Source organism: Flavobacterium sp. RHBU_3, assembly GCF_046613565.1.
Classification (GTDB): Bacteria; Bacteroidota; Bacteroidia; order Flavobacteriales; family Flavobacteriaceae; genus Flavobacterium.
This window is the reverse complement of sequence record NZ_JBKJHC010000004.1, coordinates 155,023-168,331: the sequence shown is the minus strand read 5'-3', so window position 1 is coordinate 168,331 and position 13,309 is coordinate 155,023. Positions and strand designations below refer to the sequence as shown.

The window sequence follows — 13,309 nt, the reverse complement described above, 5'->3', positions numbered from 1 at the left end:
TGTGATGGTTACAATACAACTATGCCTTAAACAAAAAGCCCAAGACTAAAAAACGTAAAAAACTGTGAATAATAAAGATGTGCGCCGCAGCATAAAATACCTGCGTGGTTGTTGGTTACAAGTCTATCTTTACTCTTACAAATGTATAATTTAATACCGAAAACAAAAGAAAAAAATTTGCATAAAAACAGTATATTAGCAAGCATTAAAACCACCTAAAATGCACAAAAAACTACTTGCACTGCTGCTGTTTGTAACAGCGGTTTCTTTTGCCCAAACCACCATTAAAGGCACCCTTAAAGACATTAGTACCAACCAGCCCATAGAACTGGCTACCATTTCGGCAGACGGCACCAATATTGTTACCGTAAGCAACAGCGAGGGAACTTTCCGTATTACGGTACCACAGAGCGTTACCCAGGTTACCATAAGCCACCTGTCGTACCGCGATTACACCATTAAAAAAGAACAGTTCGGCCAGGAAGATATTTTCCTGGAACCATCGGGCATAGAGCTGGAAGAAGTAGTGGTAAGCAATCTTACCCCTCAGCAAATGCTGAAACAGGTAGTAGATAAAACCAAGAAACGCCTGGAAAAATCACTGCTGCTTAACACCTATTACCGCGAGTTTATAAAGGTAGACGGCACCTACACCAAGTTTTCGGACGGGCTACTGGACTTTAACGTAAAAAACAAATCGGGCAAGGCTGATGTTTATGTAAAGCAAAGCCGCGCCGTACGCCTGGCCGATGCTAAAAGTAATACCCCCGAAAGTACTGAGGCTATAGATGCATTAACCATGTTTGAGGTAGATGAATCTATAGCAGACGGGTACAACCTGAAAATGGCAAAAAGAATTTTGGCAAGTCCTGTTTACACCTTTGAGATAAAAACAAGAACCGGCAATGACGGCAAGAGCATTAACATTGTAAAAATTATCCCAAATCCTGATTACGAAGGCCTATTATACGAAGGAACCATAATATACGACACCGCTACCGAACTGATACTGGATGTGGATGTAAAAACAGCCGAATCGCATAAGAAATATGCTAAGGAAATAAACATCAAACTTTTCAGCCTGAAGTTTACGGTATACGACCACCAGAAAAAGACTTCCTTTAAGCTCGATGGTGACAAATATATTATGACGTACAACAGGCATTTGTTTGATGTAAAAATAACCTTCCGCGATGATATAGACAACACCTTCCTGTTTATGAGCGACAACCTGGTTATGGACTACAAAGAAGGCGAATTTGATTTTGACCGCAGCAAGCGCTTTAAAGAGAAAAGCCTGTTTAAAGCCGGTACAAACTACACCGAAGAGTTTTGGAAAACCGCCAATGCCATACCACTAACCACCGAAGAAGAATCGGTAATAAAAAACCTGGAAACCGTAAAATAACACGGCCTACCCACCAATGAACGAAAAACACATAAAACACATTAGTAAATTCCTGAGTCTTATACTGCGCCATGCCCCCGAAACCATAGGCATTACCCTCGATGAAAACGGCTGGACGGATGTAGATACGCTACTGGCACAAATGAACCTTAAAGGTGAAGCCATAAACCGGGAAATCCTCAACGTTGTAGTAGACACCAATAACAAAAAACGTTTTGCCTTTAATGAAGACGGAAGTAAAATCAGGGCAAGCCAGGGGCACTCGGTAGACATAGACCCGGGCTACGTTCCACAACAACCTCCGGAATTACTGTACCACGGCACAGCGCTTAAGCACAAAGACAGCATTTTAGAAAAAGGCATCCTGAAACAAAACCGTACCCACGTACACCTTAGCGCCACAACAGACACGGCACACAATGTAGGCAGCCGCCACGGCAAACCGTATATATTTGAAGTAAAAGCGGGGGAAATGCACCGCAATGGTTACAATTTCTTCATATCCGAGAATGGTGTTTGGCTTACCGATGAAGTTCCGGCAGAGTTTTTAGTAAAATAATAACATAAAAACAGACATATCACCCCACGCGGGTGATTTTTCTTTTACTGCCAAATCTAAAAAATCCTTATATTTACTAAGGCATGCATAGCATTATGTATAATTTTAAGCCGATAATTTTTAAGGACAGATAAAAATATTTTTAATTTAATATGCGTGCATAATATTTTTTTGTATATTTGAAACACAAGTTCTATGAAAGATAAAACTATTGACTATACGCTAAGGGCTACCTGGCAGGCTGTATCAAGGATGTATAATGAAGAGGCTTCTAAGTACGGTGCCACCATGTCGGTAGGGTTTGCCCTGCTGAGCATTGATAAGGAAAACGGTATACCCAGCACTGCACTGGGGCCACAAATGGGCATGGAGCCTACCAGCCTTACCCGTACCCTAAAAAGTATGGAAGACAAAGGGCTGATAGTACGCAAGAAAAACCCGGTAGACGGACGCGGTGTACTGATACACCTTACCAAACAGGGTAAGGAAAAACGCGACCTTAGTAAACAGGTGGTGCTTACGTTTAACGACGTGATAAAGCAGCACATACCACAGGACAAACTGGATGCCTTTATGGAAGTGGCCGAAAAGATAAACGAGCTGATAGCCGAGCGCCAGATTTTTGCCTCTGAAGAAAAAAAATAAGCATTGCCGAATGGCAAGCAAACAACTATAAACTATAAACCACAAACTTCGAATTATAAAGAATGAAACGCACTATTAAAAAGGCAGCCGTAATAGGCTCCGGCGTTATGGGTAGCGCTATTGCGGCCCATTTTGCCAATATAGGTGTAGAAGTGCTGCTGCTGGATATCCCGCCGAAGGAACTTACCGAAGCAGAGCAAAAGAAAGGCCTTAGCCTTACTGACAAAGCCGTAAGGAACCGTATAGTGAACGACCATTTGGCCAATTCACTAAAAAGCAAGCCCTCTCCTATTTACCACCAAAAATTTGCCAGTCGTATATCTACCGGAAACACCGAAGACGATATGCACAAACTTGCCGAAGTTGACTGGATTATTGAGGTAGTAGTTGAAAGGCTTGACATTAAGCAAAAGGTATTTGAACAAGTTGAAAAATACCGCAAACCGGGTACCCTGATTACCTCTAACACATCGGGTATTCCTATACAATTTATGAGCGAGGGTCGCAGCGAGGATTTCCAGAAACACTTCTGCGGTACACACTTCTTTAACCCTCCGCGCTATCTTAAGTTATTCGAAATCATTCCGGGCCCTAAAACCGACCCTGAGGCACTTGCCTTCCTAAACAATTATGGCGAGCAATACCTGGGCAAAACATCGGTAGTGGCAAAAGATACTCCTGCCTTCATTGGCAACCGTATAGGTATTTACGGTATTATGAGCCTGTTCCACCAGGTTAAGGAAATGGGACTTACCATAGAGGAAGTAGATAAGCTTACCGGCCCTGTTATTGGCAGGCCGAAAAGTGCAACCTTCCGTACCGTAGACGTGGTGGGGCTTGACACCCTGGTACACGTAGCCAATGGTTTATACGAAAACTGTCCTAATGATGAACAGCACGAACTGTTTAAACTGCCGGGTTTCATCAGTACGATGATGGAAAACAAATGGCTGGGCAGCAAAAGCGGACAGGGTTTTTACAAAAAAGTAGACAAAGACATACTGGCACTCGACCTGGATACACTGGAATACCGCGCACAGAAAAAAGCATCGTTTGCTACCCTTGAGCTAACCAAGACCATAGACAAGCCTATAGACAGGTTTAAAGTACTGGTAGGCGGAAAAGACAAGGCTGGTGAATTTTACCGTAAAAACTTTGCGGGAACCTTTGCTTATGTAAGCCATCGTGTACCCGAAATTACAGACGACCTGTATAAAATAGACGACGCCATGAAAGCCGGTTTCGGTTGGGAAAACGGCCCGTTTGAAATATGGGATGCCGTAGGTGTACAAAAAGGGCTTGAGCTTATTAAAGCCGAAGGTCTTGAAGCCGCTGCGTGGGTAAACGATATGCTTGCAGCAGGTATAAACAGCTTCTATACTATTAAAGACGGTGCTACCTATTACTACGACATTGCATCTAAATCGCACAAAAAAGTGCCGGGACAAGATGCGTTTATCATACTTAACAACATTCGCGAAAGCAAAAAAGTGTGGAGCAACAGTGAGGCCATTATCCAGGATCTGGGCGATGGCATCCTTAACCTGGAGTTCCAGAGCAAGATGAATACCATAGGCGGAGGTGTACTTCAGGGCATCAACAAAGCCATAGACCTTGCCGAAAAAGAATACGACGGCCTTGTTATAGGTAACCAGGCGGCCAACTTCTCGGTGGGTGCTAACCTTGCCATGATTTTTATGATGGCGGTAGAACAGGAATACGATGAGCTGAATATGGCCATTAAACTATTCCAGGACACCATGATGCGTGTGCGCTACTCATCTATACCGGTAGTAGTGGCTCCTCATGGCATGACCCTTGGTGGCGGTTGCGAAATGAGTCTGCATGCCGATAAAGTTGTGGCTGCTGCCGAAACTTATATTGGCCTTGTAGAATTTGGCGTGGGCGTTATTCCGGGCGGTGGTGGCTCTAAAGAAATGGCGCTGCGTGCATCGGATCTTTGGCACAAAGACGACGTGGAACTGAATGTACTGCGCGAGCACTTCCTTACCATAGGTACCGCTAAAGTATCAACCTCTGCTTACGAAGCATACGATCTGGGTATCCTACAAAAAGGCAAAGACGTTGTGGTGGTAAACAAAGACCGCCAGATAGCCGAAGCCAAGAAATACGCCAAGATTATGGCCGAAGCGGGCTACACTGCCCCTATCCGCCGTAAGGACGTAAAAGTACTGGGCAAACAGGCACTGGGTATGTTCCTTGTGGGTACTGATAGTATGGCTGCCGGTAACTACATAAGCGAGCACGATAAGAAAATTGCCAACAAACTGGCCTATGTTATGGCAGGTGGCGATTTAAGCGAAGCTACCCTTGTGAGTGAGCAATATCTGCTAGACCTAGAAAGAGAGGCATTCTTATCTCTATGCGGAGAAAGGAAAACACTTGAAAGGATTCAATTTATGTTAACCAAGGGTAAACCGCTACGTAACTAATTTATTTTGAATGTTGAATTATAACTCGAGTCCAAAGGCGAACTGAACGAAGTTAATTTTAAATGACTCGGAGTCAGGTTCAACATAATTCAAAATGTAAAATTCAAAATTTAGAATAATGACCAAGACCGCATATATAGTAAAAGCCTATCGCACGGCGGTAGGAAAGGCTCCCAAGGGAGTTTTTAGGTTCAAGCGTCCCGACGAGCTGGCCGCCGAAACCATACAGCACATGATGAAAGAGCTGCCTGATTTCGACAAAAGCCGTATAGACGACGTGATTGTGGGCAATGCCATGCCGGAGGCTGAACAGGGGCTTAACTTTGGGCGTTTCATCTCGCTTATAGGGTTAGATACTGTTGATGTTCCGGGGGTTACCGTAAATCGCTACTGTGCTTCGGGGCTGGAAACCATAGCTATGGCTACTGCCAAAATACAAAACGGTATGGCCGAGTGTATTATAGCAGGTGGGGCTGAAAGTATGAGCTACATTCCTATGGGTGGTTACAAGCCCGTGCCGGATTACAGTATTGCAAAACAAGGCCATGAAGACTATTACTGGGGTATGGGACTTACCGCCGAGGCTGTTGCAAAACAGTTTGGCGTAAGCCGTGAAGACCAGGACGTGTTTGGGTACCAGTCGCACCAAAAAGCGCTGAAAGCCCAGGCTGAAGGTAAATTTGACAAGCAGATAGTGCCTATTACCGTAGAGCAGGTTTATGTAGATGCTAACGGTAAAAAGGCTACCAAATCATACACCGTAACCAAAGACGAAGGCCCACGCGCCGATACCTCAGTAGAAGCATTAGGCCGACTAAAACCGGTTTTTGCAGCCGATGGTAGCGTTACCGCCGGTACATCATCTCAAATGAGTGATGGTGCTGCCTTTGTACTGATTATGAGCGAAGACATGGTTAAGGAACTCAACCTTGAGCCTATAGCCCGCCTGGTAAGCTATGCCGCTGCAGGTGTAGAACCAAGGATTATGGGTATCGGCCCGGTTAAGGCTATTCCAAAAGCAGTGAAACTTGCCGGACTTACCCAAAACGACATCGAACTTATAGAGCTTAACGAAGCCTTTGCTGCTCAGTCGCTTGCTGTAATCCGTGAGCTTGGATTAAACCCTGATATCATCAACGTAAACGGCGGTGCAATTGCATTGGGTCACCCGCTGGGTTGTACCGGTGCTAAGCTATCGGTTCAGTTGTTTGACGAGGCCAAACGCCGTGGCAATAAGTACGGTATGGTAACCATGTGTGTGGGTACCGGACAGGGCGCTGCGGGGGTGTTTGAGATACTGTAAAAAGACCTTAAGATAATAGATGAGAGATAATAGACTGAGATAGGCGACAATAGATGAGTGACTTTAAAAGACACAATTTCAAGAAGATGAAAATCTGGCAGTCTGCAATGGAAATTGCAAGATTAATCCTTGATGTTACTGATACGTTTCCTCCTCACGAAAAGTTTGGACTAAAAAACCAAATGGATCGTAGTGCTATATCCATACCATCAAATATTGCTGAAGGTTCGAGCCGTACAAATAAATCGTTCAGGCATTTTATAGATATCGCATTAGGTTCATCATTTGAACTGCAAACGCAACTCTTGCTTGCTAATCACAGGCAATATATTTCGGAAGAAGTAACACAAACCATTGAAAATAAAATAGAAGAATTTCAACGGATGACGATGAGTTTCCAAAATACTCTTGGTACCGAGTAGGCGTCTTTCATCTATCATCTATTATCTTAAAATCTATGGAAACAACAGATAAACCAATTGCTCGCGGCGGACAGTTCCTGGTAAAGGAAACAGCCAGCGAAGACATATTTACTCCGGAGGATTTTTCGGAGGAACAATTAATGATGCGCGACTCGGTTAAGGAGTTCATAGACCGCGAAATATGGCCGAATAAAGACCGTTTCGAGAAGAAAGACTATGCCTTTACTGAAGAAAGTATGCGCAAAGCCGGGGAGCTTGGCTTCCTTGGAGTAGCCGTACCTGAAGCGTATGGCGGACTGGGTATGGGCTTTGTAAGCACTATGCTTACTTGTGACTATATTAGTGGCGCAACAGGTTCGTTTTCAACAGCTTTTGGTGCACACACCGGTATTGGCACCATGCCTATAACCCTATACGGAACTGAAGAACAAAAACTTAAATATGTACCTAAACTTGCCAGTGGCGAGTGGTTTGGTTCATACTGCCTTACCGAGCCGGGCGCAGGTTCTGATGCTAACTCGGGTAAAACCAAGGCGGTACTGAGTGCCGATGGTACACATTACCTGATAACAGGCCAGAAAATGTGGATTTCAAACGCTGGTTTCTGTAATGTAATGATTGTATTTGCCCGTATTGAAGACGATAAGAACATTACCGGTTTTATTGTAGAATACGACCCTGCAAACGGTATTGTACTGGGCGAGGAAGAACATAAACTGGGCATCCGCGCCTCCTCTACCCGTCAGGTATTTTTTAATGAGACCAAGGTTCCGGTAGATAATATGCTGAGTGAGCGTGGCAATGGTTTTAAAATAGCCATGAATGCCCTGAACGTAGGACGTATCAAACTTGCGGCTGCCTGCCTTGATGCACAGCGTCGTACGATTTCTGGGGCGGTCAAATATGCCAATGAGCGTGTACAGTTCAAAACCCCGATAGCCAACTTTGGTGCTATTCGTGCCAAGATAGCCGAGATGGCAACCAGCTGTTATGCAGGCGAAAGCGCTTCGTACCGTGCTGCAAAAAACATTGAAGACCGTATCAACACCCGTGTAGCAAATGGCGAAACCCACCAGGATGCCGAGCTGAAAGGCGTTGAGGAATTTGCCATAGAATGCTCTATCCTTAAAGTAGCGGTGAGCGAAGACGTACAGAACTGTACCGACGAAGGAATCCAGATATTTGGAGGTATGGGCTTTAGTGAAGACACCCCAATGGAAAGTGCCTGGAGAGATGCCCGCATAGCCCGTATCTATGAAGGAACCAATGAGATAAACCGCATGTTATCAGTAGGTATGCTGATTAAAAAAGCGATGAAAGGCCATGTGGATTTACTAGGACCAGCGATGAAAGTTGCCGAGGAATTAATGGGTATACCGTCTTTTGATACGCCCGATTACAGCGAGCTTTTCGCTGAAGAAAAGGAAATCATTGGCAAACTGAAAAAAGCATTCCTTATGGTAGCCGGTAGCGCTGTACAAAAGTATGGCCCTGCGCTTGATGAACATCAGCAACTGCTTATGGCAGCATCGGACATATTGATAGAAATTTACATGGCAGAATCAGCCATCCTGAGAACCGAAAAACTGGCCAAAGCCAAAGGTGCTGAGAACGTTAAGGAGCAGATAGCCATGGCGCAGTTGTACCTGTATCATGCTGTGGATCTGGTAAATACAAAAGGTAAAGAAGGCATTGCATCATTTGCCGAAGGCGACGAACAACGCATGATGCTTATGGGGCTTAAGCGTTTTACAAAATACACTAACCTACCAAATGTGGTAGCGCTACGTGAGGCTATTGCTGCTAAAATTATAGCAGAAAACGCATATCCGTTTTAATATATTCTAGTTTTTAAGTTGATCAGAAAAGCCGTGCGGTATACCGGGCGGTTTTTCTTGGTATTTGATTTTACTGGGAAATACAATTTGTATATTAGACAAAGAAATTAACAATCATTCTTTTGTTCTAAGACCAACCTGAAGAAGCTATCTTATATGAAAAACATAACCCAAGAACTCCTGGATTTTTCTCTTTTTATGGATGCTAATTTCGAATTAGCAAAAAGAGTATACAATTTAGATTCGAAAGAAACTTCCCAGGAAGACATTATGAAATCTTCATTCAGGCAAAATCTAATAATCTAAAATTCTAACAATCCAAAATAATACAAATCCGCCCTGATACTTTCGGGGCGGATTTTTCGTTTTTTAAGTACCTTTATACCCCTAACCAACTCTTTATGAAGAAACTTATTCTGATACTACTATTTACATCATCGCTTTTTGCACAAAGTCCGTTTTCGGCGCTAATACCCGAAGGAAGATACACGATGTCTATTACACCATCAGATAGAATATGGATGGCCGGAATATCAGGAGAAGTATTTTACAGTGATGCTCCTTATACACTTTGGCATAGATTACCCATAATAAATCCAGATGACGAAGGGTTTAGCAAAGGCACTTTTGAGAACATTTCGTTTTTTAATGATGAAATAGGATTCATATCAGGATTTATTTTTGGTGAAAACGGTAACGAGGATTTTATTTTCCGTACTGAAGATGCGGGAAAAAGCTGGCAAAAAGTTTATTTCGGTAGAAATAGCTGGATTAATGATCTTAGCATTACAACTGATGGCAAAGCCTGGATGACGGGTTCATCAGGATTGATTTATTACAGTGATGATTTTGGTAAAACGTGGAATGAGTTTAGCAACCCCGATGAAGAAAGTGAACGTCTTTCGGCTATTTATTTTAATAAAGATGGTATGCATGGACTTGCCGGTGCCTTAGACCATAACAAACTGTATTATACACAGGATAACTGTAAAACATGGAAACAGTTACCTACACCTTTTACTCAAAAAAAGTACAGCTCCTACAGAATAAACGACAGGCATACCATTGAAAAAATTAGAACATTTGGCAATGGAAAGTTTTATATTCTTGAACAGCAAGGCCGTATTTTTTATTCTGCTTCACAAAATATAGATTGGAAAGAATTACCCGAAGTAACTAATTATGAAGTTACAGACCAAGAAGGCATCGCCCTTAAGTATAAAGACGGAACTTTTGAATGCTTCAACAAAGACTTTGAAAGCACCTGGAAAAACAGTGAAGAGAAGATTCCATACATGAGAAATATAATATTTTCAAAAAACACAATATATGGCAAAACTCAAGATGAAATATACAAAATAAACAAAGATAACACTATACATAATGAACTACTTACAGACGACATCGGTATTGAGAAGCCATATGTAAAAATAAACTTTAAAGGTAAAGAATATGGAAATTACTATCATTACATCATTTCATATGATAGCGTAAAAGAAAAATGGTACAGATTTTTAAAAACGCCTTTTTACATTAACGGATTAACAATTAATAACAACAAATTGCTGGTTAGTTGTTTTCGTCTTCATAAAAATGTTTATGCAGATATAGATTCTAAGGAAATTACCCCTTATATAGCACCGGAGAATATTATTTCCCCCTCCGCTTCTGTAATATCAATAGAGTTTGAATCAGGGAGTCGCGGTTGCTTCCATAACGGAAAGACTTCGGTTATTTATAATCATGAAAGTGAATTGTATATAAGAAAATCAGAAAATAAAAACCTGAAATTACCAGAAACAATCAATAAAACCGAAATAGAGGAATTGGTAAAACAAATCAACAGTTCGCAACACAGAGAAATTTTAATTAATGATTTTGGTTTTACAGAAAAAGACATTCAGGAATTTATAAAGTTTATAAACAAATCTGAACGCGAAATAAAAAAGGGAAAATATCAATATGACAATTACAAGCCCATGAAATTTGATGCTGGGTTTTCGGATTTTGAATATTACAGAAAAAAAGCACTGCTAATAAACTCAGTATCCGAAGAAATAATAAAAAAGGCTTTTACCGAACCTGAAAGTATTAGCAGTACAACTGTGGATTGGAATAAAATAACATTGAAATTAAGTAATGGCAGTACGATTATACTCACAAACGATGACTATGCACCTAAATATCTCTCTACCCCTTGGGAAATAAATGTTGATGGAGCTTTATTAAGTGTAAATTCGGTTAAAATAGGAAATATTATTAATCAAATAACCAAAGGAAAATTTCTTTCTAAAGAACAGACAAGTAAAACATATGCACTTTTTACAATCATTGATTATATGTATCGTGAGAGTCTGGAAAAAGAAATATTAAAATAATTTTCGGGGCGGATTTTTTTATATTTACCAAAAACTAACTATTATGAGTAAAATCAGCCCAAAAGCTATAAACTGTCCTTTTTGTAACGAAAGCCAGGTAGCCAATATCTACGATTCAGTAAATGTAACCATAGACCCATCGCTTAAGCAGAAAGTGCTTAATGGTACACTAAACGATAAAAACTGCGATAGCTGTGGCAAAGCCATAAACATTATAAGCGGACTGTTGTACCATGACATGACCCAAAAGTTAATGATATCACTCAATACTTCCGATGAACCGGGAATTACATTTGACAATAAGAATCCATTTTTAAAAATGGAAGGCTACATTGTTAGGGAAGTAAAAGAATACTATGACCTGATTGAAAAAATTACCATTTTTGATAACGGCCTGAATGACGAGGTACTTGCGGCACTTGCCGAAGGCTTCAGTTCGTCTTTAAACGAAATTGTAAAGGATGCCAAGCTCTACGTGTTTTTTGACAGGATAGAAAAAAGCCTGTTTAAAAAGAAGATTGTTTTTAAATGCTTTACCCACCCTTCTCAAATGATGGAACTAAAACAACCCATAAGCAAACTGGACAAAGCACAGCAAAGCTTGTTGTTCAACATGGATGTGCTTAGAAACTAATTCAATCAATTACAATAGCATTTTCAAAAATAACCGTCACAAACCATGAAACCATTGCGTATTTTTACCCTGCTGCTCATAGCGTTTACTTCTTTTTCATTTACTGCTTCTTCCGGTTTGCCCGAAGATTTTAAAAAGTTGCTTGACAGGAACAAGATGAGCTATATACCAGCAGAAGGTTATGCAGAAGTACCGGTAATTGCTAACGACCAAATGGAATATGAATATGCCGTAAAGCACAAAACCGTAGCACTGGAAGTACGCTACGCAATTCGCCCAATGGATAACGAAATTACCGAATACAAAAAGTGGCTGAAAAACAAGCCGAAAGGCTCTACAATGATAAACCCGGACAACCTTTATGAAGCGCTATTTCAAACAACGCTTTTAAACATTTCGGGCGGCAACCTTCCTGAAATCGGGCCCTTTCCTCCGGCAGCCGTAAAGTCTGAGTTTAACGCCGATTGGGGTGCATCTTCCATAACTACGGCACACGGTGGTTTTGCCGGAAAATACAAATACTGTTTTGCCATAGCACTAAACAAAAAAGGCGTGGGCAATGCTTATATTTTCTTCATGGCAAATGATCAGCAATTAATCACAGATCATTTTGAGGAAGCATTCCATTCCTTGAAATTCAAATAGACCTTGAAAAGAAATGTAATACAATTAGCATTACATTTATACCGGTTTAAAGTTCTTACGTAACTTTATGCAGCAATTAACCATCACATTATGCTTGTAGACAAAATTCCGCCACTGCGGTACATATTCGGGAATATAAAATACGAAATGCTAAGCGTGCTTGTAGTAGGTGTAATAATACACTACGCTGCCGAAATTTTGGCGGTACACCTCCCCGAAATGCCGCTTACCATACCGGCATTTATAGGTACAGCCATATCGGTACTGTTATCGTTCCGTATGAGCCAAAGTTACGACCGCTGGTGGGAAGCCCGTAAAATATGGGGTGCCATAGTAAACGATTCGCGCAGCTTTGTACTGCAACTACAGGCTTTTATAAAGAACCCCGAACTTGAGCCCCAGATAAAAACCATGGCGTACAGGCAAATAGCCTGGAACTACGTTTTGGGCCGCTCGTTAAGGGGGCAGCCATCACTGGAAGGTTGCGAAAAACTGTTAAGCCATACAGACATTGAAAACCTGAAAAAACACAACAACAAAGTACTGGGCATATTACAGCAAAATGTACTACAGGTAAGCGAACTGCACAAACAAGGCGTAATTTCAGACTTTACCCATGTGCAATTCAACAATATTTTTATCCGCTTTTCAGACAACATGGGTATGGCCGAACGCATAAAGAATACCGTTTTCCCTACTACATACCGCATATTTCTGCACTTTGCCATTTACCTGTTTGTTATTACACTTTCAATAGCACTTAACAATGTAAAAATACTGTTTGAATTACCGTTGTTACTACTTATAAGTATGGTGTTCTTCCTGCTGGAAAAAGCTGCAGATGACTTGCAGGATCCGTTTAGCAACAGGCCAAGCGATACTAACGTTACTACCATAGCCCGCAATATAGAAATAAACATCCGCCAGCTACTGGGCGAAGAAGATGTACCGCAACCTATAGAAAAGGATAGTTTTTATAGTTTGTAACACTGAAGATGTATTAAACAAAACATCAACAAAAAAT

11 protein-coding genes are annotated in these 13,309 nt (G+C 41.5%); all 11 read left to right on the top strand.

Features of this window, described 5'->3' with window-relative positions; genetic code table 11:
* Positions 1-220: 220 nt before the first annotated feature.
* The 11 genes from ACLI1A_RS07010 (at position 221) to ACLI1A_RS06960 (ending at position 13,272) form a co-directional block, all read left to right on the top strand.
* A complete protein-coding gene (locus tag ACLI1A_RS07010) occupies positions 221-1,408 on the top strand; it encodes a carboxypeptidase-like regulatory domain-containing protein (protein ID WP_411407531.1) in 1,188 nt (395 codons plus the stop codon).
* 16 nt (positions 1,409-1,424) lie between these two features.
* Positions 1,425-1,967 (top strand): RNA 2'-phosphotransferase, encoded by a 543-nt coding sequence (locus tag ACLI1A_RS07005; RefSeq protein ID WP_411407529.1) that lies wholly within the window; start codon positions 1,425-1,427, stop codon positions 1,965-1,967.
* Positions 1,968-2,162: 195 nt separating this feature from the next.
* The gene (locus ACLI1A_RS07000) at positions 2,163-2,612 is read left to right on the top strand and encodes a MarR family winged helix-turn-helix transcriptional regulator (protein WP_411407527.1); all 450 of its coding nucleotides are present in this window, start codon (positions 2,163-2,165) and stop codon (positions 2,610-2,612) included.
* Between the two features lie 62 nt (positions 2,613-2,674).
* Complete coding sequence (locus ACLI1A_RS06995; RefSeq protein ID WP_411407525.1) at positions 2,675-5,065, top strand: 3-hydroxyacyl-CoA dehydrogenase/enoyl-CoA hydratase family protein; 2,391 nt, start codon at positions 2,675-2,677, stop codon at positions 5,063-5,065.
* A gap of 118 nt (positions 5,066-5,183) precedes the next feature.
* A complete protein-coding gene (locus ACLI1A_RS06990) occupies positions 5,184-6,368 on the top strand; it encodes an acetyl-CoA C-acyltransferase (protein ID WP_411407523.1) in 1,185 nt (394 codons plus the stop codon).
* Positions 6,369-6,421: 53 nt separating this feature from the next.
* Positions 6,422-6,790, top strand: a complete 369-nt coding sequence (locus ACLI1A_RS06985; protein ID WP_411407522.1) for a four helix bundle protein — start codon at positions 6,422-6,424, stop codon at positions 6,788-6,790.
* Positions 6,791-6,825: 35 nt separating this feature from the next.
* Positions 6,826-8,628 (top strand): acyl-CoA dehydrogenase family protein, encoded by a 1,803-nt coding sequence (locus ACLI1A_RS06980; RefSeq protein WP_411407520.1) that lies wholly within the window; start codon positions 6,826-6,828, stop codon positions 8,626-8,628.
* 401 nt (positions 8,629-9,029) lie between these two features.
* Positions 9,030-11,006 (top strand): WD40/YVTN/BNR-like repeat-containing protein, encoded by a 1,977-nt coding sequence (locus tag ACLI1A_RS06975; RefSeq protein WP_411407518.1) that lies wholly within the window; start codon positions 9,030-9,032, stop codon positions 11,004-11,006.
* A gap of 43 nt (positions 11,007-11,049) precedes the next feature.
* Positions 11,050-11,640, top strand: a complete 591-nt coding sequence (locus ACLI1A_RS06970; RefSeq protein ID WP_411407516.1) for a CpXC domain-containing protein — start codon at positions 11,050-11,052, stop codon at positions 11,638-11,640.
* 45 nt (positions 11,641-11,685) lie between these two features.
* Complete coding sequence (locus tag ACLI1A_RS06965) at positions 11,686-12,285, top strand: hypothetical protein (RefSeq protein WP_411407514.1); 600 nt, start codon at positions 11,686-11,688, stop codon at positions 12,283-12,285.
* Positions 12,286-12,375: 90 nt separating this feature from the next.
* A complete protein-coding gene (locus ACLI1A_RS06960) occupies positions 12,376-13,272 on the top strand; it encodes a bestrophin family protein (RefSeq protein ID WP_411407512.1) in 897 nt (298 codons plus the stop codon).
* Positions 13,273-13,309 lie beyond the last annotated feature (37 nt).

Excerpts from the sequence above, each read along its gene's own strand:
- ACLI1A_RS06960 (WP_411407512.1), top strand. The coding sequence starts at position 12,376 with ATGCTTGTAGACAAAATTCCGCCACTGCGGTACATATTCGGGAATATA.
- ACLI1A_RS07005 (WP_411407529.1), top strand. The coding sequence starts at position 1,425 with ATGAACGAAAAACACATAAAACACATTAGTAAATTCCTGAGTCTTATA.
- ACLI1A_RS06995 (WP_411407525.1), top strand. The coding sequence starts at position 2,675 with ATGAAACGCACTATTAAAAAGGCAGCCGTAATAGGCTCCGGCGTTATG.
- ACLI1A_RS06970 (WP_411407516.1), top strand. The coding sequence starts at position 11,050 with ATGAGTAAAATCAGCCCAAAAGCTATAAACTGTCCTTTTTGTAACGAA.
- ACLI1A_RS06975 (WP_411407518.1), top strand. The coding sequence starts at position 9,030 with ATGAAGAAACTTATTCTGATACTACTATTTACATCATCGCTTTTTGCA.
- ACLI1A_RS07000 (WP_411407527.1), top strand. The coding sequence starts at position 2,163 with ATGAAAGATAAAACTATTGACTATACGCTAAGGGCTACCTGGCAGGCT.
- ACLI1A_RS06985 (WP_411407522.1), top strand. The coding sequence starts at position 6,422 with ATGAGTGACTTTAAAAGACACAATTTCAAGAAGATGAAAATCTGGCAG.
- ACLI1A_RS06980 (WP_411407520.1), top strand. The coding sequence starts at position 6,826 with ATGGAAACAACAGATAAACCAATTGCTCGCGGCGGACAGTTCCTGGTA.
- ACLI1A_RS07010 (WP_411407531.1), top strand. The coding sequence starts at position 221 with ATGCACAAAAAACTACTTGCACTGCTGCTGTTTGTAACAGCGGTTTCT.
- ACLI1A_RS06990 (WP_411407523.1), top strand. The coding sequence starts at position 5,184 with ATGACCAAGACCGCATATATAGTAAAAGCCTATCGCACGGCGGTAGGA.
- ACLI1A_RS06965 (WP_411407514.1), top strand. The coding sequence starts at position 11,686 with ATGAAACCATTGCGTATTTTTACCCTGCTGCTCATAGCGTTTACTTCT.